Genomic DNA, 25,202 nt, shown 5'->3' with positions numbered 1-25,202 from the left:
GACTGAAGCGCACCAGAGGGTGCGCTTTTTTACGATCTACTCAATAGTCGCAGCTCAGTGGCTGCTCAGGCATTCCAGCACTCTCTTCACCATTCCCCGATAGTAGTCTGAATACGTTGTGTATTCGCTTCCCATAGGATCTATTTCAGTGATCGCCAGGTTAGGGATTGTGAAAAAACGGTCTATGGCTGAGGCTCGATACTGTGGTTCGACCACGATGCAGGCTTGCAAAGAGATAGCTTTGGCCTTGATATCCGAGAGATGGCGGGCGCCAGGAGAGGTTTCAGGTTGCAGCGCCACGACATCCACGACATTCAGACTTAACTCATTGGCGAAATAATTAAACCCATTGTGATAGGTAAGCAGGTTCCTGTTATTAAGCTGCTGCGCAGCCATTTGCGAAGCGTCAGCCAGCTCCCGCATCTGTGTTTGATATTTTCTAGCCAACGCCTGGTAATCGGCGCCGATGGGGCCTATCCGGGAGAGCGTCTCCGCCAGGTCCAAGGCGATGGCTCCAGCTACATTCGCGCTCAGCCAGACATGAGGGTCGTGCGCTCCATCGTGGCTGTGATCATGGGAGTCGCTGTGTTTTGACTGATTAAACGCCAGCAGTAGCGTATCCTGGCTGCTCTCCAGATAACTGAGGGCGTCCACTTTCTCCAGCTGTATGTATTTCTCCAGGATTTTCGGAAGAAATCGCTCCAGCTCCGGCCCCACCCATAGAAACACGTCCGCCGCCTGCAGCCGTCGCGCATCGCTGGGTTTGAGCTGATACATGTGGGGACTGGCCATTGGCGGGAGCAAATAGTCCACTTGCACGGCGTCGCCGAATGCTTCATTGACGATCAGGCTCAATGGCTTGATTGACGTGAGTACTTTGATTTTTTCTCCCGCTTGAACGGGCATGGTGAACAGGCAGAGCAATAACAGCGCCTGGAAAAAATGCGATAGCGAACGAATGATTAACTGCATGACTTTTGAATGATACGGCGTTACGCCTTGAGAGTTTCCGGAAAGGTTATAACATAACATTATACAAATAACCCGAGGCATTTGATAGCTATTGCGCTAAACTCTGCGCGAGTTTGATAAAATTGGTATATGCTTGTCTTAGAACGAAAATCAAGGGAATAGAATACTATGCCTCCAAAATTTGGTGCTCGCAGTGGCATATTGACGTTAACCATAAAAGACAAAGCAGTGCTTTATGCTGCTTACATGCCTTTTGTTCGTAATGGCGGTCTGTTTATTCCTACCTCAAAGAACTATCAATTGGGCGATGAAGTCTTTCTGTTATTGAATCTGATGGATGAGCCGGAAAAGATTCCGGTGGCGGGTAAAGTTGTCTGGGTGACGCCCAAGGGCGCTCAAGGAAACCGTGCAGCTGGTATAGGCGTACAGTTTAACAGCGATGATGAGACAGCGAAGAACAAGATCGAGACCTATCTTGCCGGAGCGTTGAACTCCGACCGCCCGACGCATACTATGTGATTGCGCGCCGTTCAGGTTATGCCGGAGGCCGGCTGATTCGGCCTCATGCTCTGAGCCAATTCCTTTTTCTACAGACCACACTTAAAGATGTTGATAGATTCCCATTGTCATTTGGATCGTATTGATCTGTCCCAGGCCGACGGCGATTTGACCGTCGCTTTGAACCAGGCGCGAGCGCGTGGTGTATCCGGTTTCCTCTGTGTTGATATCGACCTGGATAACTTCAATGACGTCTACCGTATCGCCCAGGCTTACGACGATGTCTGGTGTTCTGCGGGCGTTCACCCATTAGCCAAAATGAACGCGGCGGATTTGAGCACTGATCACCTTACGCAGCTGGCGATGTCCGGCGATAAGGTGGTAGCTGTTGGCGAGTGCGGGCTGGATTACTACTACGATCAGGACAGCAAAGCCAACCAACAGGAAATGTTTGAAAAGCAATTGAGTGTGGCGTGCGATATCGGCAAGCCGGTCATCGTGCATACTCGGGAGGCGCGGGAAGATACGCTTCACCTGTTGAGAAAATACTCAGCTAAAGGACTGCAGGGGGTTTTGCATTGCTTCACCGAAAGTTGGGATATGGCGAGAGCCGCGTTAGATCTGGATTTCTATATTTCGTTTTCCGGCATTATCACCTTCCGCAATGCGGAAGAGCTGCGAGAGGTGGTCAAACAGACGCCGATAGAGCGCTTGCTGGTGGAAACCGACTCTCCTTATCTGGCGCCTGTTCCTTATCGAGGCAAAAGCAACCAGCCCCAGTGGGTGCTGGAAGTTGCTCAATGTGTGGCGGATTTGAAGGGGTTGTCTTTGGATAAGACGGCGCAAGCGACCACCGACAACTTTCATCGCTTATTCAAAACGCGACAAAGCGCTGAGGGTAGCTGAAGTACGCCATGGATGAACTGACCCTGCAACTTCCCCATATTAAACTGGCGGCGTTACGTTGGGGGGAGGGGCAGCCGAATAAAATTCTGGCGCTGCATGGGTGGTTGGATAACGCCGCGTCATTTTCCTTTCTGGCTCCTCGCTTAGCCGCCGCTGGCTATGAGGTCGTCGCTGTGGATCTGCCTGGTCACGGCTACAGCCAGCATCGACCACTTGGGGCCAGCTACCATTTGCTGGATTATCTCCATGAGGTGGATCAGGCGCTTATCGCTCTCGGATGGAATCGTCCTATTTTGTTAGGGCATTCATTAGGCGCGGTGATCAGCTCGTTATATGCGGCGGCGGCCCAGGATCGTATTGCCCGATTGATACTGATCGAGGCTTTGGGGCCGGTTGCTGCGACTCCCAATGAAGTTCCCGCTAATCTAAGTAAAGCCTTGGCTAAAACCCGCACCAAATCAGGTCAGAAAAAGGTCTATTATACCATTGAGAAATTAGTGGAAGACCGGCAGCGCGGCTTTGGCGGGCTGTCGGCGGAAGCCTCCCGCATTCTGGTGGAGCGTAACATTCAGCCGGTGAGGGACGGCTGGGTATGGCGTACGGATGCGCGCTTGCGTTGGCCCTCATACTTGCGTTTCAGTGAAGAGCAGGTGAACGCTTATCTGCGCTCCATTTTGACGCCAACTTTGCTGGTGGCGGGGGATAAGGGGTTTATTTCGCTCGATTCTGAGAAAAACGCGCGGATTGACGCCTTGGCGGCGGCGAGAAAAGAAACTCTTCGTGGCGGTCACCACTTGCATATGGATGGAGATGTCGACGGTCTTGCGCAAATCATCGATGATTTTTTGCGTTGATCCTGGACGCATACGATACGGATAAATAATGAAGAAAAAAGACAGTTTGCGCTTGTTGTGGGTCCTGTGGGCGGCGTTTAGCCAGGTGGCGATCGCGGCCGCAGGGAGTCGCGTGGAGGAGTTGTTGCCTCTGTTTCCCCTGGCGGACGTGGTTGGCGATCGTGCGGTGAATGCGCCAGAGTATCGCTTGGCGACAGGCCCGTTAGCGTCTCTCGGCAGCGTCGCTAGACCAGAAAAAGAGGAGCGGGTTAGCGGTCAACTGACGCAGAAGTCATATGAGATTCCACAGGTGCATGAACCAAGGGAAGTGATGCAGCATTATCTCAAAGCGCTGCAGCGACTGAATGCGAACATTTTGTATCGCTGCGAAGGCCGCGATTGTGGGCGCAGCAATGATTGGGCGAACGTGATTTTCAAGCGTTCTTATCTATATGGATTGGATGATTATCAGCAGTATCTTGCCGCCACCTTTCAGGCGCAGGACGCAGCTTATGCGGTGGCGATTTATACGGTGCGCCGCGCCAACCAGCGAGTGTTTGCGCATGTAGAGCTGGTTGAGCTGAACAACGCTGAAGTCGCTATGCAAGCGCGCAAGCGGGAGCAGATCACCATTGACGAAGCTGATCTGGAACGACCGAGTTCTTTGAATGACAAACTGGGCGTCTGGCTGAGCAAAGTGAGGGCGAAGCCTGCAGACTTCCAAATATTTATCGCCTCTTACAGTCACTCATCAAAGCGCACGGACGTTGAAAATTATGAGCACGCCGCCGACCTCGCCCGCAGGTTTCGCGTGTATTTGACGCAGCAGGCGATTCCCTCCGGCTCAATTCGCCTGATTGTGATAGGGCCCTTTGCGGATGAAGAGGATTTTGCGGAGAGCGCCAGTTATCTGGAGATACATACGGTTGATGCGGCTTCCTGAGCGCATAACCAAGACTTGGAGCGAATGATCGGTTATGGCGGCGAAAACAGTAGCGTTGGTGTTAGGTAGCGGTGGCGCGCGCGGATATGCGCATGTTGGCGTGATTGAGGTGCTGCTGGAACGCGGCTATAACATTGTTGCGCTCTCCGGGTGCTCAATGGGGGCGTTGGTTGGCGGCATCTATGCGGCGGGCAAGCTGAGAGAGTTCAAAGACTGGGCTACCGGGCTGGATCAGTTTGACGTACTGCGCCTGCTGGATATTTCCCTGTCTTCCCCAGGCGCCATTCGGGGAGAGAAAGTTTTTTCCGTGGTGCGGGAGTTGATTGGCGACATTCGTATAGAGGATTTGCCGATCGCTTACACTGCCGTAGCTACAGATCTGTTGCATCAAAAAGAGGTGTGGTTTCAGGAAGGGCCGTTGCATCAGGCCATCAGGGCTTCAGTCGCTATTCCCAGCCTGCTGACTCCGGAAATCATTAAAGATCGCGTCCTGGTGGACGGTGGTCTCTTGAACCCCTTGCCGATCATTCCCACCATCTCCGCTCACGCCGACTACATCATTGCGGTCAATCTCAGTTATTACGATTATCAGGCTGAGAAAAAACTCTATGAAAAAACGGAGATCAAGCAGGATCGCCGATTTGAGGAATGGGTTGCGGGCGTGTGGGAAAAAGCCTCGCAGTTCTTTGATCGGGAAGAAGAGGCGCTTTCCGATGCTGTAGCTTCGCCCCCTGGCGCGCCAGCGATAGGCGAGCCGACGCCGAACAGCGCCGGCGGCGCGGAAGCGGTGAGTACTGAAGATGAAGCGTCGACGGATGACGTTATGGAGACCCGGCTCAGTCTGGGCAAGTTCGACATTATGAACTTGTCTTTCGAGGCGATGCAGAGTTCGTTGACGCAATACAAACTGGCGGGGTATCCGCCGGATATTCTGATCAATATTCCCAAGGGCGTATGTCGTACCTTTGAGTACCATAAAGCTCCGGAATTAATTCAACTGGGCCGGGAAATCGCCGAGCGCACCCTGGACAAACTCGCCAAAGAAGGCAAGTTAGAGGGGAATGGCGTTGAATCCGGTTAGGCGCGGCCGCCAAGCGTCGCTATAATAGGGCTCCATTTTTTCTGAGGTGTGCTGTGTTCGAACCAGAGTCTTTCCTGCAGTTGCAGACAATTCGTGATTTTATTCGTTATGCCTGGTCCCGTTTTAATCAGGAAGAACTGTTTTTTGGCCATGGCACGGACAACGCCTGGGATGAGGCGGTGCATCTGGTGTTAGGTTCGTTGCACCTTCCCTGGGACGTGGACGCCAGCATGCTGGACGCTCGTCTTGTGGATCACGAAAAGCTGGCCTTGGCCGAAGCCATCGGCAAGCGCGTGCTGCAGCGTATTCCCACGCCATATATTCTGGGCGAAGCCTGGTTCATGGGATTACCGTTTCATATCACTCAGGACGTCCTGATTCCTCGCTCTCCCATTGCAGAGCTGCTGGAAAATGATCTGCAACCCTGGCTTGAACAGCCTCCGCTACGTATTCTGGATTTGTGCTGCGGCAGCGGCTGTATTGGCATCGCGGCGGCGCACGTATTCCCTGAAGCGGAAGTCGTACTGGCGGACATCTCCCCGCTGGCTCTGGAAGTGGCGCGTAAAAATGTGGCCCGGCATCACCTGGGGGATCGCTGTAAAGTAGTGGAGTCAGACATGTTCGACGCGCTGCATGGCGAATTCGATGTGATCCTCACCAACCCTCCATATGTCGACAAGCCGGATATGGACAGCCTGCCGCCGGAATATCTGCATGAGCCCGAGCTGGGGCTGGCTTCCGGGGCGGATGGTCTGGACGCTGCGCGGATTATTCTCGCTCGCGCCGCAGACTTCTTAAGCAATGGCGGGTTCATGGTGTGTGAAGTCGGCAACAGTATGGAAGCGCTGCAGAACTCCTATCCGGAGATCATGTTCATCTTCCCTGAATTCGAGAATGGCGGAGACGGCGTTTTCGTCATGACTAAAGACGATTTGCTCGGCTGTCGCGAACTGTTATAGGCGACGGCCGTCGATTAAGTTTCAAATTGCAAAAAGTGATATACCCCTATGTCTGGAAATACATTTGGCAAGTTATTCACGGTCACGACCTTCGGCGAAAGTCACGGCCTGGCGCTGGGCTGCATCGTTGACGGTTGCCCTCCAGGATTGCCGCTGACGGAAGAAGATCTGCAGGTTGACCTGGATCGCCGCAAGCCGGGAACCTCCCGCCACACGACGCAGCGCAGAGAGCCGGATCAGGTGCGCATTCTGTCGGGCGTATTTGAGGGAAAAACCACCGGTACGCCGATTGGTCTGTTAATCGAAAATACCGACCAGAAATCCAAAGACTATTCCAACATCAAAGACCAGTTCCGTCCGGCGCATGCGGATTACGCCTACTGGCACAAGTATGGCGTGCGCGACTATCGCGGCGGCGGTCGCAGCTCCGCTCGCGAGACCGCCATGCGGGTGGCCGCCGGGGCTATCGCCAAGAAGTTCTTGCAGACTGTCTATGGCGTTCGCATTCGCGGATATCTGTCTCAGCTGGGACCGATCAAAGTCGAGAAAGTGGACTGGTCTATCGTCAACGACAACCCTTTCTTTTGTCCGGATGCGGATAAGATTCCGGAAATGGAAAAGTACATGGACGCCTTGCGCAAAGAAGGCGACTCAATCGGCGCTAAAATCACCGTGGTCGCCGAAGGCGTTCCTCCCGGTTTGGGAGAGCCGATTTTTGATCGTCTGGATGCGGATCTGGCGCATGCTCTGATGAGTATCAATGCGGTTAAGGGCGTCGAGATAGGAGCCGGGTTTGACGTGGTCGAGCAGAAAGGCACGGAACATCGCGATGAGATGACGCCGGAAGGCTTCCTGAGCAACAACGCAGGCGGCGTGTTAGGCGGCATCTCCAGCGGCCAGGACGTGATCGCTCACATGGCGCTCAAGCCAACCTCCAGTCTGCGTCTGCCGGGTCAGTCCATTGATGTGAATGGCGATCCTGTAGAGGTGATCACCACCGGGCGTCACGATCCCTGTGTGGGCATTCGCGCCACGCCGATTGCGGAAGCCATGATGGCCATGGTGCTGATGGATCACTTGCTGCGTCATCGCGGACAGAACGCGGACGTTAAAGTGGGCACGCCTGATATCGCCGCCATTGCGCGGGCGAAGGCGCAAGACTAAGCGACGCGTTGTCGTCGATATCCAGATACAGGCAAGGCGTATGAGGCGATTGTTCCTGCAGGGAAGTCAGGAGCGGCTTATGCCTCAGAGCCTAATTGCTCCCGGAATGTCGGGGCCTGTGCGCCCCGGTCAGCCTTGATGAAAGGATGACGCCTTAGGTTGAAAGTATTGGCGCGGCTTCTCATTGCAGAGTCTGCGTCTTGTCATCAGTTGTAACCTGACAAACGGATATCTCGTGACCAGAGAGCCCATATGGAAGCTCGCGGGCTTCTACTTTTTCTATTTCGCCCTGGTGGGCGGCATCTCGCCTTACTTCCCGGTTTATCTAGAGCATGTCGGTTTCGATGCGCTGGAGGTCGGGCAACTCATGTCTATCCTCATGCTGACCCGTATCCTGGCGCCTAACCTGTGGGGCTGGATTGCGGACGCCACTGGCAAACGACTTTTAATGATCCGTATGGGCAGCGCCTGCGCCACCTTCTTTTTCGCTGGGTTGCTGATCATTCAAGGTTTCTGGTGGCATGCGCTGCTGATGACCTTGTTTAGTTGTTTCTGGAATGCAGTGCTGCCGCAGTTTGAGGTGGTCACACTGCATAACCTGGGCGACGAAAGGGCGCGTTACAGCTCTGTGCGCCTGTGGGGCTCCATTGGCTTTGTCGTCTCCGTCACCAGTTTCGGCGCTTTGTTCAATCTGTATTCGGTGGCGTTGTTGCCTTGGCTATTGCTGGCGCTTTTGGTGGGTATTTTCCTAAGCGCCTGTATTATTCGCGGCGATACCGGCAAGGTGGAGTCAGCGGGGTTTACCGGCTTTCTGGGGCTGTTGAAGAATCGCTCGATTCTGTTGTTTTTCTTTATCGCCTGCCTTGGGCAGATTTCTTTCGGCCCGTTTTACACCTTCTTCAGTATTTATTTGAAATCGCTGGGCTACGACATGACCATGATTGGTCTGTTCTGGAGCGTGGGCGTGGTGGCGGAAATACTGTTGTTTTCCGCGATGCACCGCCTGCTGGGCCGCTATTCGCTGTATGTCATCGTGGTCAGCTGCCTGTTGCTGACGGCGCTACGCTGGTCGGGGGTGGCGTTGCTGGCGGAGCACTGGTGGGTGCTGGTGTTGACTCAGGCCCTGCACGCAGCCAGTTTTGGCGGTTTGCACGCCGCAGCGATTGAGTTTGTTCATCGCGCTTTCCCTAAAGAATATGCAGGGCAGGGGCAGGCGATGTACAGCGCGGTCAGCTTTGGCGTTGGCGGAGCGATTGGCGCCAATGTCAGCGGCGCGATTTATGATCCCCTGGGCGCTACCTTTACCTTTCTCGCCGCCGCAGGCGTTTGTCTTCTTTCTGCAATAATTTTGATACTTAAACGCCGTAATCTTGGTGCGTTATGGGACTGACCTTCCGCTGCGTTGCGCAGCCTGGGCTGGCCTTCCTCTGAAGTGACGCCAAGACCGCCGCCAGCTGTCTCCGATGCGCTGATGGCTGGCGGATAGTCGTATTGCAGGGGGCGGGAGGATGTTTCTACTATTTTTGTCAGCCTGACGGAATGGCGTTGAAACGGGCTCGCGATTAGCCGTGAGCTTTGACTTGCATCAACGGCGCTGACAGGTCGCCGCTCTACACTGGGCTAACGGCTGTAAGCAGTCGCCCTGGAATAGAGCGCAATTTTTTGCTGTGAAGTTTCAGATATGGCAATAAAATACTTCTGCCCAGCAGGGAGTTTGTTGTCGCCGGGACAGGGTAGTTACGTTCAAACCAATCAGGAATATTTGGGTGATTACTATGCAATCATACTTCGGGAACTTTGCTGACCAAGCAAAACACATGTATGAACCGGTTGGGAAAATCGGCTCTCTGGTTGTGTCCAACCTGGAAAGAGTCGCTGAGTTCCAGATGGATGCGGCCAAGTCCTACGCAGATTTGACCATGAAACAATGGAAGGATATCGCAGACATCAAGGATGTGGAGTCTCTGAAAAACTTCGCCGCCGGCCAGGCGGAGCTCGCCAGCGAAATCAGCAAGAAGTGGGTTGAAGACATGAAAGTGCTGGGCGACATGGGCATTGAGTTCAAAGATGAAGTTGAGAAAATTCTCGCCACCTCACGCAACGGCGCTGATAAACCAGCCGGTAAAACCGGCGCCTGACAGCGAATCATAGACTTTCCAAGATAAACGCCTGTCCCGCAGGCGTTTTTTCATGAGTCTGGCCGGTTCCGCGCCCGGAGTAGTTGGATTCCGGCCGACTCCTTAAGTCATTTTGGCCAGGGGGAAATGGAAATAATGAGCGACGACAAGGGAAGCGTGGCCGGTAGAGCGCTGCGCAGGGTTTTTCACGCGGTTAATACTTCCTCGGAAAATTACAGAAACTCTCTGCAGGATTTTTTAAATAAGAACTGGGACGTCAATGACGCCCAAGTGTCGGCTCTGATGGATATGCTCGGCTCCTACAGGGACATCGCCGAGCAACTGGCGCTGCATCCGGTGCGTCTCGCCGGCAAGGAATTTGAACTGGCGAAAGGGCATGTGTCCCTGCTGGGCGGCAGCCTGAAACGTCTTCTTGGCAAAAAGCCGGACCCGATCGCGATGCCGGAAGATGGCGACCGCCGTTTTAGCGATCCAGAGTGGAACGATAACGTTCTTTTCGATTATCTCAAACAAGCCTATTTGTTGAACTCCAAGGCGGTGTTGGATCTGGTGGATACGCTGGAGGATTCCGGCAATCACACACACGATCAGTTCATGTTCTACACCCGGCAGCTGGTCAATGCGCTGGCGCCGACCAACTTCTTTCTCACCAATCCCGAAGTGCTGCGGAAAACGCTATCCAGCGGCGGCGGTAATTTATTGGAGGGCATGAAGAACTTTTGGGAGGACTACAAGAAGAATCCCAATCTGCTCAATATCTCCATGACGGACTTTTCCGCCTTTGAAGTGGGGCGCAACGTCGCCACCACGCCGGGCAAGGTGGTCTATCAGAATGACTTGATGCAGCTGATTCAATACACGCCCACTACAGAGCAGGTATATAAGACGCCGCTGCTGATTATTCCTCCCTGGATTAACAAGTACTACATTCTGGATCTCAAAGAGAAAAACTCGTTGATCAAGTGGATTGTGGATCAGGGGCACTCTGTATTTGTGGTGTCCTGGGTCAATCCGGGTCCGGCTCTGCGGGACAAAACGTTTGAGAGCTATATGGTGGAAGGCGCGCTGGCCGCCATGGATGCGGTGGAGAAAGCCACAGGCGAGAAGGAGATGAACGCCATTGGTTATTGCGTCGGCGGCACCTTGCTCGGCTGTACCCTGGCGTATCTGGCGGCGAAGAAGCAGACCAGGCGCATCAAGTCGGCGACTTATCTGACGACGCTGCTGGACTTCACTGACCCTGGTGGCATTGGCGTGTTCATCAATAAGCACGCGATCAGCGGCATAGAAAAGCAACTGGATAAAGCCGGCTATTATGACGGTCGCGCCATGGCCTTCAGCTTCAACATGCTGAGGGAGAACGATCTGTTCTGGTCTTTCTTCGTCAATAACTACCTGAAGGGAGAAAAGCCGGCGGCTTTTGACTTGCTCTACTGGAACTCCGACAGCACGAATTTGCCGGCGGCCATGCACAGCTACTATCTGCGCAATATGTACCTGGAGAACAAGTTGATGGAGCCGGGCGGAATTTCCCTGATGAATACCCCCATTGACCTGCGCAAGATCAAAACGCCGGCCTTTTTCCTCTCCACCATTCAGGACCATATCGCCAAGTGGAAGACCACCTATGGCGGCGCACGCGTGCACTCCGGTCCCACGCAATTCGTATTGTCCGGTTCCGGGCATATCGCTGGCGTGGTGAATCCCCCAAGTGCGGAGAAGTATGGTTTTTGGACTGGAGACCAGCTACCCGACGACCCGGATGACTGGTTCGCCATGGCGGAGAAACACAAAGGCTCCTGGTGGCCTCATTGGAGTGAATGGATACAGCCCTTCACCGGAGAAAAAGTAGCGGCCCGGGTTCCGGGAGACCGCGAACTGGCCGTGATCGAAGACGCCCCGGGCACTTACGTGAAGCAGCGCATCGCTGATGTAATCGGGCATTAAGGCGCTGTTGGCGGCGCTTCTCCCCGGAGCTGTCGAAGAAAAGCTTCCGCGACCCTGCTCAGGGTGCGTCGGGAGTCGTAAATGACGCCGAGCTTGCGATAGAGATTCGTCTCCAGCGCCAGCTCGGCGACGCTGTCGTCGAGCATGGAGTCCGGTAGTACGCCCCAGCCCAGTCCCACCGACACCATCATCTTGATCGTCTCCAGATAATTAGTGGGCATGGATGTCGCCAGCGGCAAAGACTGTCCGGCGAACAGCGATGAAATCAACTGAAACGTTACGGTGTGCGGCGCTGGCAGTAGTGCGCGATACTCCGCCAGATCGGACAGTTGCAAGTCAGTGTGGTGAGTGAGAGGGTGATCCGGCTCCGCCACGAAAACCAGGCGGTCCAGCCAAAGTTCATGGGCGGTGAAGGGAGCCTTTACCTGCTCAGGAAGCGTGACCAGCGCCAATTGCACCGATCCCGCCAATAATGCCTGCTCGGCGTCCTCCGAGGCTAAAAACTGCAGATCGAATTCCGCTTCCGGGTGGGCGCGGGAAAAGCGTCTGATTTCCTTTGGCAATCTGTGCAGGCCGATATGATGGCTGGTGGCGAGGTGCAACACCCCGGCGACGCTGCTGTGAAGATTGAGGATTTCCGCCTGCGTGTTGTCGACTTCGCGCAGTATCGTCGCGGCGCGTTGGCGTAACAACTTGCCAGCGTCGGTCAATACCGCCCTGCGTGGCAGACGCTCAATCAATGGTGTGGCGAAATGCTGCTCCAGATTGGCCAGGCGCTTTGATACCGCAGGCTGAGTGACATGCAGCAATTCCGCGGCTTGTGAGAATGAGCCCGTATCTGCGATAGCCATGAAGGTCTTCAGATCGAGTAAATCCATGCTATTCCGTTTGGTTATGGAAAATATGAAAAATATGAATTGGATTTATTCTAACCTGAATACTAGCATTGCCGATACATGTCGCCCCATGACGTCGTTATCAACGGATGAGCGTGGAAGTGGCGACCCGGACGCGGATCAAGACGCAACAGAGTCCGGATAACAAATTCAAAAAGCGATGAATACTCTGAGGTAACTATCATGGCGGGCAAAACCCTCTACGACAAATTATGGGATTCCCATGTAGTGAAACAGCGCGACGACGGCAGCGCGCTTATCTATATCGATCGTCAATTACTGCACGAAGTTACCTCGCCCCAGGCGTTTGAAGGATTGCGTCTGGCGGGCAGAAAACCCTGGCGTGTGGACGCCAATCTGGCGACGCCGGATCACAACGTGCCTACCACGGAACGCAGCGCCGGCGTACAGGGCATCGAAGACCCCATCTCACGCATTCAGGTGCAGACGCTGGATGAAAACTGCGAAGAGTTCGGCATCGTTGAGTTCAAGATGCTGGATAAGCGTCAGGGCATCGTGCACGTCATTGGGCCGGAGCAGGGCGCGACCCTGCCAGGAATGACTATCGTCTGCGGCGATTCTCACACCTCGACCCACGGCGCTTTCGCTGCATTGGCCCATGGCATCGGCACCTCGGAAGTGGAGCATGTGCTGGCCACCCAGTGTCTGGTGCAAAAGAAAATGAAAAACCTGCTGATCAAAGTAAATGGTCAGTTGTCTCGCGGCGTCACCGCAAAAGACGTGATTTTGGCGATTATCGGTGTAATCGGCACGGCCGGCGGCACCGGATATGCGATGGAGTTTGCAGGCGAGGCGATAGAAAGCCTGTCGATGGAAGGACGTATGACCATCTGCAACATGGCCATTGAAGCGGGCGCGCGCGCCGGACTGGTGGCGGTAGACGACAAGACCATCGAATATGTGAAGGGTCGCCCCTACAGCCCCAAAGGAGAGTTGTGGGATAAGGCCGTCGCAGCATGGCGCGACTTGAAAAGCGACTCCGACGCCGTATTCGATAAAGTCGTTGAATTGAACGGCGCTGACATTGAGCCGCAAGTGACTTGGGGCACCTCCCCGGAAATGGTCGCTGGCGTCAACAGCAGCGTTCCCGATCCGGAAAAAGCGGAAGACGCCACCGCTAAAGAAGGCATCAGCCGCGCATTAAAATATATGGGCTTGCAAGCTGGCGCCGCGATTACCGACATCAAACTGGATCGCGTCTTCATCGGCTCCTGCACTAACTCGCGGATTGAAGACCTGCGCGAAGCTGCTGCTGTCGTTAAAGGCCGCAAAGTCGCCGCCAATGTCAAACAGGCGTTGGTGGTGCCAGGCTCTGGACTGGTGAAAGAGCAGGCGGAGCAGGAAGGCCTGGATAAGATCTTTATTGAAGCGGGTCTCGAGTGGCGCGAACCAGGATGCTCCATGTGTCTGGCCATGAACGCGGATAAGTTGGGGCAGGGCGAGCACTGCGCATCCACCTCCAACCGCAATTTCGAAGGCCGTCAGGGCTTCGGCGGTCGGACCCACCTGGTCAGTCCCGCTATGGCCGCCGCTGCGGCGGTGTTCGGTCACTTTGTTGATGTCAGAGAGCTGATTTAAGGAGCGCCCCATGAAGAAATTTACTCAGGTCACAGGTGTGGTGGCGCCCATTGATCGCGCCAATGTCGACACCGATATGATCATTCCGAAGCAGTTTTTGAAATCCATTAAACGTTCCGGCTTCGGTCCGAATCTGTTTGATGAGTTGCGTTATCTGGATGAAGGGCAGCCTGATGCGGATTGCAGCAAGCGTCCGATCAACTCGGACTTCGTGTTGAATCAGCCCCGTTACAAGGGCGCGAGCATCATGCTGGCCCGACGTAACTTCGGCTGCGGGTCCAGTCGCGAGCATGCCCCTTGGGCGTTGGACGACTACGGATTCCGCGCGGTGATTGCGCCCAGCTTTGCGGATATCTTCTTCAACAACTGTTTTAAAAATGGCTTGTTGCCTATTGTTTTAGATGAAAAAGAAGTGGATAAGCTGTTTGAGGAAACTTTCGCTGAGGAAGGCTATCAGCTGACCGTGGATTTGGAGCGTAAGAAAGTTATCAAGCCAGACGGGACTGAATTGTCATTCGAAGTGGATGAGTTCAGGCAGCACTGTTTATTGAAAGGGCTGGACGAAATCGGCGTCACTCTGGAAGACAGAGAAGCGATTGCTGCGTATGAAACACGCCGCAAGGCCGAGGCGCCTTGGATGTTTTTAGGCGTGCAATCCTAGTCAACGACCGGTCCCTATTTGCGGAAAGACATTAAAACAAACTCCAGAGATTGAACATGGCGAAACAAGTACTGATTTTACCTGGCGATGGTATTGGGCCAGAGATTGTGGCGCAGGCGCGCAATGTATTGGATGTGGTGAACAACAAGTTTTCCCTGGGCCTGACTTTCACTGAAGGTCTGGTGGGCGGTGCGGCCATTGACGCCACCGGCGTTCCCTTACCTGAGGAGACGCTGGCCGCTGCGACGGCGGCGGATGCAATTCTGCTGGGCGCAGTGGGCGGACCCAAATGGGACAAACTGGACATGGCGATTCGTCCAGAGAAAGGATTGCTTGGTCTGCGCAGCGGACTGGAGTTGTTCGCTAACCTGCGTCCGGCCATTCTGTATCCGCAACTGGCGGAAGCGTCCTCACTGCGTCCAGAGGTGGTCGCTGGTCTGGATATTCTGATCGTGCGCGAGCTGACCGGCGGCATCTATTTCGGTAAGCCCCGTGGCGTTCGCACGCTGGAAAACGGTGAGCGCGAAGGCTACAACACCTACGTTTACAGCGAGAGTGAGATTCGCCGTATCGGCCGTGTGGCGTTTGAAGCGGCGCAGAAGCGCAATAAGCGTCTGTGTTCCGTGGACAAGGCCAACGTACTGGAAGTCACCGTGCTTTGGCGCGAAGTGATGGACGAGCTGGCGAAGGAATATCCGGATGTGGAATTGAGCCATATGTACGTGGACAACGCGGCTATGCAGCTGGTGCGCGCGCCGAAGCAGTTTGACGTGATCGTCACCGGCAACATGTTCGGAGACATCCTGTCTGACGAAGCCGCCATGCTGACTGGCTCCATCGGCATGCTGCCATCCGCGTCGCTTAATGCGGCGGGCAAGGGCATGTACGAGCCTTGTCACGGCTCGGCTCCGGATATCGCGGGACAGAACATGGCCAACCCCCTGGCGACTATTCTTTCAGCAGCTATGATGCTACGCTATTCTCTCGCTGCGGAAGACGCGGCGGCGGCGATTGAGCAAGCGGTCAGCGACGTGCTGGACCAGGGATTAAGAACCCGCGACATCGCCGGCTCCAGCGGAGAGTCCGTTTCAACTCAGGCAATGGGCGAAGCCGTGGCGAGGGTCTTGGCGGATCGCTGACCCGCCAAGTCGCACTCATACATCTGAATCAGGGAGAGTCGCCAATTCTCGGGGCTTTCCCAGTCCGTCAGCATCATTCATTGAACGCATAGAGGTCTTGAAGCAAATGAAGAAAGTGGGTCTGGTAGGATGGCGGGGCATGGTAGGCTCCGTTTTGATGCAGCGCATGCAAGAAGAGAACGATTTCGCGCACATCGATCCGATATTCTTCACCACATCCCAGGTTGGTCAGGCGGCGCCTGACTTTGGCAAACCCGCGCCAGCGTTGAAAGACGCTACCTCCATTCAAGACCTGAGTGAAATGGACATTATTATTTCCTGCCAGGGCGGGGATTACACCAATGACGTGTATCCGCAATTGCGCGCCGCTGGCTGGAATGGCTACTGGATCGACGCCGCTTCCGCATTGCGTATGAAAGACGATGCGGTCATCGTGCTGGATCCGGTTAACCGTAAAGTTATTGACCGCGCCATCGATCAGGGACGCAAAGACTTCATCGGCGGCAATTGCACCGTCAGCCTGATGTTGCTGGCCCTGGGCGGTTTGTTTGAGCAGGATCTGGTTGAGTGGGTCAGCCCGATGACCTATCAGGCGGCCTCTGGCGCCGGCGCGCAGAACATGCGTGAACTGATCAAGCAGATGGGCTCCGTTTACGACAGCGTTTCTGCTGAACTGGCCGACCCCGCCAGCTCCATTCTGGAAATCGATCGTCTGGTGGCGGAAAGAATGCGCGGCGGCGAATTCCCTGTGGACCAGTTTGGCGTGCCGTTGGCCGGCAGCCTGATTCCCTGGATCGACAAGCCCATGCCTTCCGGCCAAAGCAAAGAAGAGTGGAAGGCGCAGGCGGAAGCCAACAAAATTCTGGGCAGAGAAGGGGCGCCGATTCCTATCGATGGCCTTTGCGTACGTATCGGCGCCATGCGCTGCCATAGCCAGGCGATGACGATCAAACTGCGCAAGGATGTTCCTCTGCCGGAAATCGAGCAGATGCTGGCCACGTCCAACGACTGGGCGAAAGTGATTCCCAACGACCGCGACATCTCTATGCGCGAGCTGACGCCGGCGCGAGTGAACGGTGGTCTGGATATTCCGGTTGGCCGCTTGCGCAAGCTGAGCATGGGGCCAGAGTATCTGGGCGCATTCACTGTCGGCGACCAGTTGTTATGGGGCGCAGCCGAGCCGTTACGCCGCACACTGGCCATTTTGCTGGGTAATATCTGACCTCTGGGTTTTGCGACGGCGCCGGTTTTTTGACGCAATCGGCGCCGTTAAATCTGGAAAAATTTGCATTCGTCGTTACAATACCGCTCAAGTGAAAGGCTTATTCCGATTCGCTTGAGCGGTAATCCCGCCTGACTCGGACGGAGTTATCAGTTTCCGAATAACTACCTCCGCCTTTGTTGCTCATTTCCATCTCTGGACTAAATTTAAGTGTGTGATGGCCGATATGGCTTTTTTACGCAAGCGCTTATGACGCATTATCCGCTTCTGGAGTTGGGGAAGTGGTTGATCTGCATGTAAATTGATCAACCAGACAGGCTTGTATTAAAAATCATCCGTTTGGCCGTTTTGAATAGGCCTAATTTCTTGTAAAAATGCAGGACCTAATTAATACTTAGTAGCAATATTGAAAGTTTATTCTAAACATTCTCAATCAACTGAGATTTTTAACGACATTTGACGCCGTCAGATAACCTCGGGCGGCGCCGGAAAGCTCGGCGCGCCACCTGAAGAGGTGAAGAATTAATAGAAAGGAAAGACGCTATGGTTCGCAAACTCGCGATTGCAGTATTAACAATGTCCGCGCTTTCATCGGGGGTGGCTAAGGCGCTAGGGTTAGGCGAAGCAAAAGTTTATTCATCGCTCAATCAACCGCTGAACGCGGAAATCGAGCTGGTCAGCGTTCGTGATCTCACCGAGAGCGAAATTTTGACGAATCTGGCCTCCCGGGAAGCGTTCCAGCGCGCCAACCTGGACCGGGTGTATTTCCTTTCGGATTTGCGCTTCAAAGTTTTATTCAAAGACGGCAAGGCCTATGTGCGAGTCACCAGCTCCAAGCCGGTGCGCGAGCCTTATCTGAATTTCCTGATGGAAGTGACCTGGCCTAGTGGGCGACTGTTGCGAGAGTACGCGCTGCTGATCGATCCGCCTACGTTCAGCAGCGAGAGCGTGAAGCCTGCGCAGGTTGCGCCGGCCAGAACCACCACCGCCAGTGCGCCTGCTACGACAACGCGTCCTTCCACCTCAACGACCACTACCAGAACAACCGCCCCTTCTTCCTCGTCCACCTACGATGCGCCTTCTACTTCAGGGTCTTATGGACCAACAGGCGGCGATGACACTTTGTGGGAGATAGCGCTGAAAACCCGTCCAGACAGCAGCGTGTCGCCCCAGCAGATGATGCTGGCGATTCAGGATTTGAACCCGGACGCTTTCTTCGACGGCAACATCAACAAGCTGAAATCCGGTCAGGTATTGCGTATTCCTGACAAAGAGCAGGCCCAGCAGCGCAGCAACCGCGACGCGGTGCGTCAGGTCAGCCTGCAAAACCGCGAGTTTGCGGAAGGGCGCGCGCCATCTACCCGTCAGGTGGATGCGTCAGGAACCGGTCGCAATCAAACTGGCTCCGCCACGTCGCAAACTGACGAAGACAAGTTGAGAATTATCGTCGCCAAAACTGGCGAGAATGCCTCCACCACGCCTGAAAAAGCGGGTGACTCCACAGGCTCTCGCGGCGGCACTTCGAAGACTGCTGAAGAGCTGAGCCTGGCGCAAGAGAAACTGGATCAGGTCTCTCGCGAAAACGAAGACTTGAAGAGCCGCATGGAAGACCTGCAGAGTCAGTTGGAGACAATGCAGCGTCTTGTGTCGCTGAAAGATGACCAATTGGCGGCCATGCAATCGAAAGTAGGCGAAACTGGCGGCGATACTACTGCGCCGACGCTTCCTGAAGAGCCTGTTATGCCCGGCGATGAAGGCATGACTCCAGGGACGCCAAGCGAGCCCTCCATGGGCTTGGGCGATGAGCCATCCACGATGGGAGAAGAGACGCCGATGTCTCCCGGCATGGAGACTCCAGAAGATCAAACTGGCATGAATACGCCGGAGACGCCAGAGCCTGTTGCGCCCGTTACGCCAACAGAGCCTGAACAGCCTCCTGTCGTAGTAGACAAAAAACCACCAACGCCAGCAGTTACCGAGCCGACGCCACAACCTGAGCCGGAAAGCTGGATCGACATCATTAAGAACAATGTGATTTACCAGGCCGCTATTGGCGGCGGTGCGGTCCTGTTGTTACTGATTCTCTGGTTGCTGGCCCGTCGCGGCGGCAAAAAAGAAGCGGAAGCGGATGACGACGCTTTGGATATCGCAGACCACGATAATCTGGCGCTGGACTTGGATATCGACGCGGAAGAAGGTGAGGGCGAAACCAAAGTCGGCGGCGATGATCCCATTGCGGAAGCGGATGTGTATATCGCGTATCAGCGTTTCGATCAGGCAGTGCAAGTGCTTGACGCCGCACTGGAAGAGAATCCTAACAATCAGGAATACCGCCTGAAGTTGTTGGAAGTGCTGGGCGAAGCCAAAGAAGGCGCGCGCTTCAACGAAACTTATAACCATCTGCGCGAAGCTGGCAACACTGGCGTCGTAAACCGCGCGGATGAAATCAAATCCCGTTTCTCCGACCTGGATGACGAGCCAGGTTTGTCCTTGGACGATCTGGAAAGCCAGCTGCTGGGCGGTGATGATTTTGCCTCTTCAACAGTGGATGAAGACGAGTTAGATTTGGATCTGGACGCGAACCTGGATGCGACAATTCCCAGCCAGCCTGCCGCACTGAGCGAGCCTGAAGAGCTGGAGCCCGTCGAAGAAGCCGAAGATAACCTGGATATCGACTTTGACCTGAGCGAAATCGATCTGGGCGAAACTGACAAGGAAGAGGTTGAAGAATCGAAAACTTCATCCGGTTATGACAAAGGCATTGATTACGTTTCCAGCAAAGCGCCTGCTGAGGAAGAATCCCTGGAGGACGCTTTCGAGACGGCGGATGTTTCTCTTGAGTCCTTAGAAGAAGACGGCTTTGAGCTGGCGGACGCTGAAGAGCTGGAGTCAGATTTCGAGCTGGACACCGTTGGCTTGGACGATGATCTGGAGACGCTGGATCTGGAGAGCGACCTCAGCGACGAGCTGCTGGATATGGATGCGCCCGCTGAAAGCGATGAGCTGGACGAAACCCTTGATCTGGATATGAATCTGGAAGAGGAAGAACCCTCTCTGGATCTGGATGACAGCGATCTGGATTTGTCACTCGACGAACAGCCTGCAGAAAGCAAAGACTTCACCGGCGCTGAGCTATCCAGTGATGTGGCGGAAGAATTCGTGCAACAGGTTGATGATCTGGAAGACGAACTGCCGGATTTGAGCGCGTCCTTCGACGAAGAGCCGAAAGCGGACGTCGCTGCAGAGCTGGATACGGATCTCGATTTTAATCTGGATGATGACTTTGGCGACAAGACCATCGTGCAGCCGCAAGAGCCCGCGCCAAGTGTAGCGGCGGAATCGAAACCCGCAGCCAAAGAAGGCATGCAGGACGAGTTCGTGGAAGAGCTGGAAGAAGACTTCAACTTCCTGTCCGACACCGACGAAGCCGCCACTAAACTGGATCTGGCCAGAGCCTACATCGACATGGGCGACCGTGAAGGGGCTCGCGATATCCTGGAAGAGGTTGTCGAAGAAGGCAATAACGACCAGAAGCAGGAAGCCGCTTCCTTGCTGAAGAGACTTGCATAATTCCGCTACTTTCCAATAATGCTGCCCTCATGTTTTGAGGGCGGCTTATGAATCCAACCAGTTCGAACCAGTCATTGTACCCACTTTCCAACGATCTCTTGCCGGATACCGGGCGCGTTGCGCTGGTGTTGGGCTACGACGGCTCCCGTTATCACGGCTGGCAGGCGCAGAACTCCGGCGTACCCTCCGTGCAGGCGGAAGTAGAGGCTGCTTTATCAAAAGTCGCAGACCATCCCGTTAGTGTTGTGTGCGCGGGGCGCACCGACGCCGGCGTTCATGCGGTGAACCAGGTCGTTCACTTCGTGACGAAGGCGCAGCGCAGCCCGTATTCCTGGGCGATGGGCGTCAATCACTTTTTGCCGGCGGATGTATCCGTGAGCTGGGCGGGCGCGGTGTCAGAGAATTTTCATGCCCGCTACACCGCGACCTCACGCAGCTATCGCTACATTATCTACAACCATCCGATTCGCCCCGCGTGGCTCAATAGCAACGTTACCTGGAACTACCGTCCTCTGGATGTGGAAAGCATGGCCGCCGCCGGCGCGCATCTGATCGGCGAGAATGACTTCAGCGCATTCCGCGGTTCCGACTGTCAATCCAAGACGCCTTTTCGCAATCTGACCCGTCTTGAAGTGAGCAAGGTCGGCGACATGGTTGTGATAGAAGTGGAGGCGAACGCGTTTTTACACCACATGGTGCGCAACATTTCAGGTACCTTAATGGCGGTGGGGACAGGCAAGAAGCCGTCAGACTGGGTCGCGGACGTGCTGGCTTCCAAGAAGCGCTCAAAAGCCGGAGTGACGGCTCCGCCTTTTGGGTTGTACCTGACGTCTGTCACCTATCCGGAAGAGTTTGCGATTCCTTCGTTGCGGAAAGGGCCGTTTTTTCTCGGCGCCTGATTTCCTCGATTTCCCGAAGCCGCTTTAACTCGCTATAATCCCAAGCCTGTTATGCGCCGCCGAATCGCTGACTTGAACTTTTCCGGAAAAACGAAGAACAGCATAAAAAAGGAAGAGATAAAATGAATGCCCGCAACAAGCGCGTTCGCTGCAAAATCTGCGGCATCCTCGAGCTGGAGCATGCGCTGGCGGTCTCCGACGCCGGCGGCGACGCCATAGGATTTGTTTTTTATCCGCCCAGCCCCCGATACATTGATCCCGCCGCAGCCAGCCGCATTATCGCCCAACTGCCTCCCTTTATTTCTACTGTTGGTCTCTTCGTCAATCATAGCGCGGAGCAGGTGAGGGAGATTTTGAATGTCGTCCCTCTCGATGTGCTGCAGTTTCATGGCGATGAAGATAACGATTTTTGCCGCAGCTTTTCCCGTCCTTTCTACAAGGCCATTGGCGTGGGCGATGAGACGGACGTGGTTGCGGAGGCGGCTAAGTATCCGGATGCAGCGGCCTTATTGTTTGATACCCATGACCCGCAATTACGTGGCGGCACTGGAAGAGTTTTCGACTGGTCCCGCATTCGTCATGAGCTGGGCAAGCCGGTGATTCTCGCTGGCGGCCTGAATCCGTCCAATGTGGCGGAAGCTATTCGCACTGTCAGGCCCTATGCCGTTGATGTCAGCGGTGGCGTCGAAGCAAGCAAGGGCGTGAAGAGCATTGAATTAATCCAGGAATTTATAGGTGAGGTATATCGTGAGTACGAGGTTTGACGCTGAAACGCTGGCCAATATTCCGGACCATCGCGGCCACTTCGGTCATTACGGCGGCCGATTCGTATCCGAGACGCTCATGTCTTCGCTGTTGGAGCTGGAGCAGCATTACGAAAAATTGCGTATCGATCCCAAGTTCCAGGAAGAGTTCGATGCGGATCTGGCCGACTACGTCGGTCGTCCTTCTCCGTTGTATTTTGCGGAGCGTCTAACCAGGCAGGTCGGCGGCGCCAAGATTTATCTGAAACGGGAAGACCTGAATCACACCGGCGCCCACAAGGTAAACAACACCATCGGTCAGGCGTTGCTGGCGAAATACCTCGGCAAGCCGCGCATCATTGCCGAAACCGGCGCAGGCCAGCACGGCGTCGCCACGGCCACCGTCGCCGCCCGTCTGGGGTTGAAATGCGTGGTCTATATGGGCGAAGAAGATGTGCATAGACAGTCTTTGAATGTCTACCGCATGAAGCTTTTGGGCGCTGAAGTGCGCCCGGTCACCAGCGGCACCAAAACCCTCAAGGATGCGATGAACGAAGCCTTGCGGGACTGGGTGACCTACGTCGACGACACTTTCTACATTATCGGTACGGTGGCGGGCCCGCACCCATATCCCAAGCTGGTGCGGGAATTCCAGTCCATTATTGGTCGTGAAGCGCGCCTGCAGTGCATGGAAAAAGAAGGGCGTCTCCCGGATGCATTAGTAGCCTGCGTGGGCGGCGGCTCCAACGCCATTGGCTTGTTTTACCCCTTTATCGCGGATGAACAGATCAAAATGTACGGCGTGGAAGCCGGCGGGCTCGGATTGGAGACCGGGCAGCACGCGGCGCCGCTTTGCGCGGGTCGTCCCGGCGTGTTGCATGGCAACCGCACCTATTTGATGGAAGATGAAAACGGCCAGATTTCCGCAACGCACTCTATATCCGCAGGTCTCGATTATCCGGGCGTTGGTCCTGAGCATGCATGGCTCAAAGACATCAAACGCGCGGATTACGTTTCTGCGACAGACGAAGAAGCGCTGCGCGCCTTCCATACTCTGACTCGGGTGGAAGGCATCATGCCGGCGCTGGAGTCCAGTCATGCGGTGGCGTACGCCATGAAGCTGGCCAAGACCATGGATAAAGACCAGATCATCATCGTCAACCTGTCCGGACGCGGCGATAAAGACATCCATACTGTGGCCAAGCTTGACGGAATTGAATTTTAAAAAGGGTGTGACATGAGTCGAATTAAGCAATGCCTGGAGACGTTGAAGGCGAACAACAAAACCGCGTTGATTCCCTATGTGACCGCGGGAGATCCCGCGCCGCAGCACACGGTAAATATCATGCACGCCCTGGTTGAATCGGGCGCTGACATTATTGAGTTGGGCGTGCCGTTTTCCGATCCCATGGCGGACGGCCCCGTGATTCAGCTGGCCTGTGAGCGCGCGCTGGAGCACGGGACTTCTCTGAGAATGGTGCTGGGCATGGTGGAGGAGTTCCGCAAGACCAACACGGAGACCCCTGTCGTATTGATGGGATATTTGAATCCGGTGGAAGCCATGGGCGTGCATCCATTTACCGACGCAGCCAAGGCGGCGGGAGTCGATGGCGTATTGATCGTGGACTTGCCGCCGGAAGAAGCGGATTTGGCGGCGCCGCATCTGAAAGGAGCGGGGCTGGATGTCATCTTTCTGATTGCGCCCACCACTACGGAAGATCGTATCGCCGCCGCTGCGAAGTTCGGCAGCGGATACCTGTACTATGTGTCGCTGAAAGGGGTGACTGGCTCCAATGCCCTGGATATCGACGATGTGGAAAAACATGTCAGCGCCATCAAGTCTCTGACTGATATGCCTGTCGGGGTTGGCTTCGGCATCAAAGACGCGGCAACAGCGAAAGCAGTGTCGGCAGTATCCGATGGTGTAATTGTCGGTAGCGCACTTGTGAATACAATAGCGACTAATGCTGAAAATCCGGAGCAGATGCGCGCCAAAGTAAAAGAGCTGCTTAGCTCCATGCGCGCCGCGATGGACGAATAAACAAGTGAGTAGGGTTTAATATGAGTAACTGGTTAGAAAAAATTATTCCGGGAATGGGGGGGGCTCAGTCCAAGCACAAGAGTAACGTTCCCGAAGGCTTGTGGAAAAAGTGCCCTAAGTGCAGCGCCGTACTCTATCGCCCTGAACTGGAAAAAAACCTGGATGTGTGCCCCAAGTGTCAGCACCACATGCGCATCTCCGCACGTAGACGCATCGACATTTTCCTGGACGGCGCTGACAGAGTGGAGCTAGCTCCTGAGCTGGAGCCGGCGGATCGCCTGAAGTTCAAAGACACCAAGCGCTACAAAGACCGCTTGGTCAGCAATCAAAAAGCGACCGGTGAAAAAGACGCCCTGGTGGCCTTCAAGGGAACTGTCGCTGGCGTACCGGTTGCTGTGGTGGCGTTTGAATTCACTTTCCTGGGCGGCTCCATGGGTGCGGTGGTGGGCGAGAAGTTCGTTCGCGCCGTAAATGTCTGTCTGGAAGAAAACCGCGCACTGATCTGCTTCTCCGCCAGTGGCGGCGCGCGTATGCAAGAAGCGCTGATCTCCCTGATGCAGATGGCGAAAACCGCTGCGGCGCTGGAAGTGATGAAGCAGCGCGGCCTTCCATACATCTCTGTGATGACCGACCCCGTGTTCGGCGGCGTATCCGCCAGTCTCGCCATGCTGGGCGACCTGAATGTGGCTGAGCCCAATGCGCTGATTGGCTTCGCAGGTCCTCGCGTTATTGAGCAGACTGTGCGTGAAAAACTGCCTGAAGGCTTCCAGCGCAGTGAATTCCTGCTGGAGCATGGCGCGCTGGATATGATTCTTGCCCGCAATCAATTGCGTCGCAGACTGTCGATGCTCATCTCCAAAATGATGAAGCTGCCAGAGCCTGAATTTGAAAACGAAGACGATCTCGATGATGAGGAAATGGAAATACCGGAGCCGCCAGAAAACCTGGAATAAGCCGGCCTTAGCCTGATATCGGATCTCATAGCGTAGAT

Annotated in this window: 22 protein-coding genes; 20 read left to right on the top strand and 2 right to left on the bottom strand. The window is 54.9% G+C overall.

All coding sequences use genetic code 11. The annotated features are described in order from the left end of the window. Positions 1-54: 54 nt before the first annotated feature. Positions 55-972 carry a zinc ABC transporter substrate-binding protein gene (locus tag ONV78_RS06130; protein WP_279501930.1) on the bottom strand — a complete coding sequence of 306 codons (918 nt, stop codon included), beginning with the start codon at positions 970-972 and terminating at the stop codon, positions 55-57. A 168-nt stretch (positions 973-1,140) separates the two neighbouring features. Here ONV78_RS06130 and ONV78_RS06125 point away from each other — a divergent pair, with 168 nt between their 5' ends. The 10 genes from ONV78_RS06125 to phaC all read left to right on the top strand — a co-directional run bounded on the left by ONV78_RS06125 (position 1,141) and on the right by phaC (position 11,441). Continuing rightward, a complete protein-coding gene (locus ONV78_RS06125; RefSeq protein ID WP_011396293.1) occupies positions 1,141-1,491 on the top strand; it encodes a PilZ domain-containing protein in 351 nt (116 codons plus the stop codon). An 87-nt stretch (positions 1,492-1,578) separates the two neighbouring features. Further along, positions 1,579-2,376, top strand: coding sequence for a TatD family hydrolase (locus tag ONV78_RS06120; protein ID WP_279501924.1), 798 nt, complete (start codon positions 1,579-1,581; stop codon positions 2,374-2,376). A gap of 8 nt (positions 2,377-2,384) precedes the next feature. Next, positions 2,385-3,230, top strand: coding sequence for an alpha/beta hydrolase (locus ONV78_RS06115; RefSeq protein WP_279501923.1), 846 nt, complete (start codon positions 2,385-2,387; stop codon positions 3,228-3,230). 28 nt (positions 3,231-3,258) lie between these two features. Further along, positions 3,259-4,152 (top strand): DUF4892 domain-containing protein, encoded by an 894-nt coding sequence (locus ONV78_RS06110; RefSeq protein WP_279501921.1) that lies wholly within the window; start codon positions 3,259-3,261, stop codon positions 4,150-4,152. 34 nt (positions 4,153-4,186) lie between these two features. Next, positions 4,187-5,233, top strand: a complete 1,047-nt coding sequence (locus ONV78_RS06105) for a patatin-like phospholipase family protein (RefSeq protein WP_279501920.1) — start codon at positions 4,187-4,189, stop codon at positions 5,231-5,233. A gap of 53 nt (positions 5,234-5,286) precedes the next feature. Next, complete coding sequence (gene prmB / locus ONV78_RS06100) at positions 5,287-6,192, top strand: 50S ribosomal protein L3 N(5)-glutamine methyltransferase (RefSeq protein ID WP_279501918.1); 906 nt, start codon at positions 5,287-5,289, stop codon at positions 6,190-6,192. Between the two features lie 48 nt (positions 6,193-6,240). Continuing rightward, complete coding sequence (gene aroC, locus ONV78_RS06095; RefSeq protein ID WP_279501916.1) at positions 6,241-7,356, top strand: chorismate synthase; 1,116 nt, start codon at positions 6,241-6,243, stop codon at positions 7,354-7,356. Positions 7,357-7,591: 235 nt separating this feature from the next. Further along, positions 7,592-8,746, top strand: coding sequence for an MFS transporter (locus tag ONV78_RS06090; RefSeq protein WP_216735801.1), 1,155 nt, complete (start codon positions 7,592-7,594; stop codon positions 8,744-8,746). A 385-nt stretch (positions 8,747-9,131) separates the two neighbouring features. Beyond that, positions 9,132-9,494 (top strand): phasin family protein, encoded by a 363-nt coding sequence (locus tag ONV78_RS06085; protein ID WP_127969801.1) that lies wholly within the window; start codon positions 9,132-9,134, stop codon positions 9,492-9,494. A gap of 135 nt (positions 9,495-9,629) precedes the next feature. After that, positions 9,630-11,441, top strand: coding sequence for a class I poly(R)-hydroxyalkanoic acid synthase (gene phaC, locus ONV78_RS06080; RefSeq protein ID WP_279501912.1), 1,812 nt, complete (start codon positions 9,630-9,632; stop codon positions 11,439-11,441). Here phaC and ONV78_RS06075 read toward each other — a convergent pair. Next, the gene (locus tag ONV78_RS06075; protein ID WP_279501911.1) at positions 11,438-12,319 is read right to left on the bottom strand and encodes a LysR family transcriptional regulator; all 882 of its coding nucleotides are present in this window, start codon (positions 12,317-12,319) and stop codon (positions 11,438-11,440) included. The genes phaC and ONV78_RS06075 overlap by 4 nt on opposite strands. A gap of 201 nt (positions 12,320-12,520) precedes the next feature. On the opposite strand from ONV78_RS06075, the gene leuC reads away from it, so the two are divergent. The 10 genes from leuC (at position 12,521) to accD (ending at position 25,164) form a co-directional block, all read left to right on the top strand. Then, positions 12,521-13,936 carry a 3-isopropylmalate dehydratase large subunit gene (gene leuC, locus ONV78_RS06070; RefSeq protein WP_279501900.1) on the top strand — a complete coding sequence of 472 codons (1,416 nt, stop codon included), beginning with the start codon at positions 12,521-12,523 and terminating at the stop codon, positions 13,934-13,936. Positions 13,937-13,946: 10 nt separating this feature from the next. Further along, complete coding sequence (gene leuD / locus ONV78_RS06065; protein ID WP_279501899.1) at positions 13,947-14,597, top strand: 3-isopropylmalate dehydratase small subunit; 651 nt, start codon at positions 13,947-13,949, stop codon at positions 14,595-14,597. Positions 14,598-14,653: 56 nt separating this feature from the next. After that, positions 14,654-15,736 carry a 3-isopropylmalate dehydrogenase gene (gene leuB / locus ONV78_RS06060; RefSeq protein WP_279501898.1) on the top strand — a complete coding sequence of 361 codons (1,083 nt, stop codon included), beginning with the start codon at positions 14,654-14,656 and terminating at the stop codon, positions 15,734-15,736. A 106-nt stretch (positions 15,737-15,842) separates the two neighbouring features. Next, positions 15,843-16,958, top strand: coding sequence for an aspartate-semialdehyde dehydrogenase (gene asd / locus ONV78_RS06055; RefSeq protein ID WP_279501897.1), 1,116 nt, complete (start codon positions 15,843-15,845; stop codon positions 16,956-16,958). A 543-nt stretch (positions 16,959-17,501) separates the two neighbouring features. Continuing rightward, on the top strand, positions 17,502-20,528 hold the full coding sequence (locus ONV78_RS06050) for a FimV/HubP family polar landmark protein (RefSeq protein WP_279501896.1): 3,027 nt from the start codon (positions 17,502-17,504) through the stop codon (positions 20,526-20,528). A gap of 47 nt (positions 20,529-20,575) precedes the next feature. Next, positions 20,576-21,427 carry a tRNA pseudouridine(38-40) synthase TruA gene (gene truA / locus ONV78_RS06045; protein WP_279501895.1) on the top strand — a complete coding sequence of 284 codons (852 nt, stop codon included), beginning with the start codon at positions 20,576-20,578 and terminating at the stop codon, positions 21,425-21,427. A 122-nt stretch (positions 21,428-21,549) separates the two neighbouring features. Beyond that, positions 21,550-22,191: a phosphoribosylanthranilate isomerase gene (locus ONV78_RS06040; RefSeq protein ID WP_279501893.1), complete on the top strand. Its 642-nt coding sequence runs from the start codon at positions 21,550-21,552 to the stop codon at positions 22,189-22,191. Then, positions 22,175-23,395 (top strand): tryptophan synthase subunit beta, encoded by a 1,221-nt coding sequence (trpB, locus tag ONV78_RS06035; protein ID WP_216735812.1) that lies wholly within the window; start codon positions 22,175-22,177, stop codon positions 23,393-23,395. The genes ONV78_RS06040 and trpB overlap by 17 nt, the downstream gene beginning before the upstream one ends. Positions 23,396-23,407: 12 nt before the next feature. Continuing rightward, positions 23,408-24,211 (top strand): tryptophan synthase subunit alpha, encoded by an 804-nt coding sequence (gene trpA / locus ONV78_RS06030; RefSeq protein WP_279501891.1) that lies wholly within the window; start codon positions 23,408-23,410, stop codon positions 24,209-24,211. Positions 24,212-24,231: 20 nt separating this feature from the next. Next, positions 24,232-25,164: an acetyl-CoA carboxylase, carboxyltransferase subunit beta gene (gene accD, locus ONV78_RS06025; protein WP_216735814.1), complete on the top strand. Its 933-nt coding sequence runs from the start codon at positions 24,232-24,234 to the stop codon at positions 25,162-25,164. The last annotated feature ends 38 nt before the right edge of the window (positions 25,165-25,202 follow it).

The organism is Hahella sp. CR1 (assembly GCF_029813005.1).
In the GTDB taxonomy this organism is placed as follows: domain Bacteria; phylum Pseudomonadota; class Gammaproteobacteria; order Pseudomonadales; family Oleiphilaceae; genus Hahella.
Note: the sequence above shows the minus strand (reverse complement) of the source record. Positions and strands in the feature narration are given on the sequence as shown.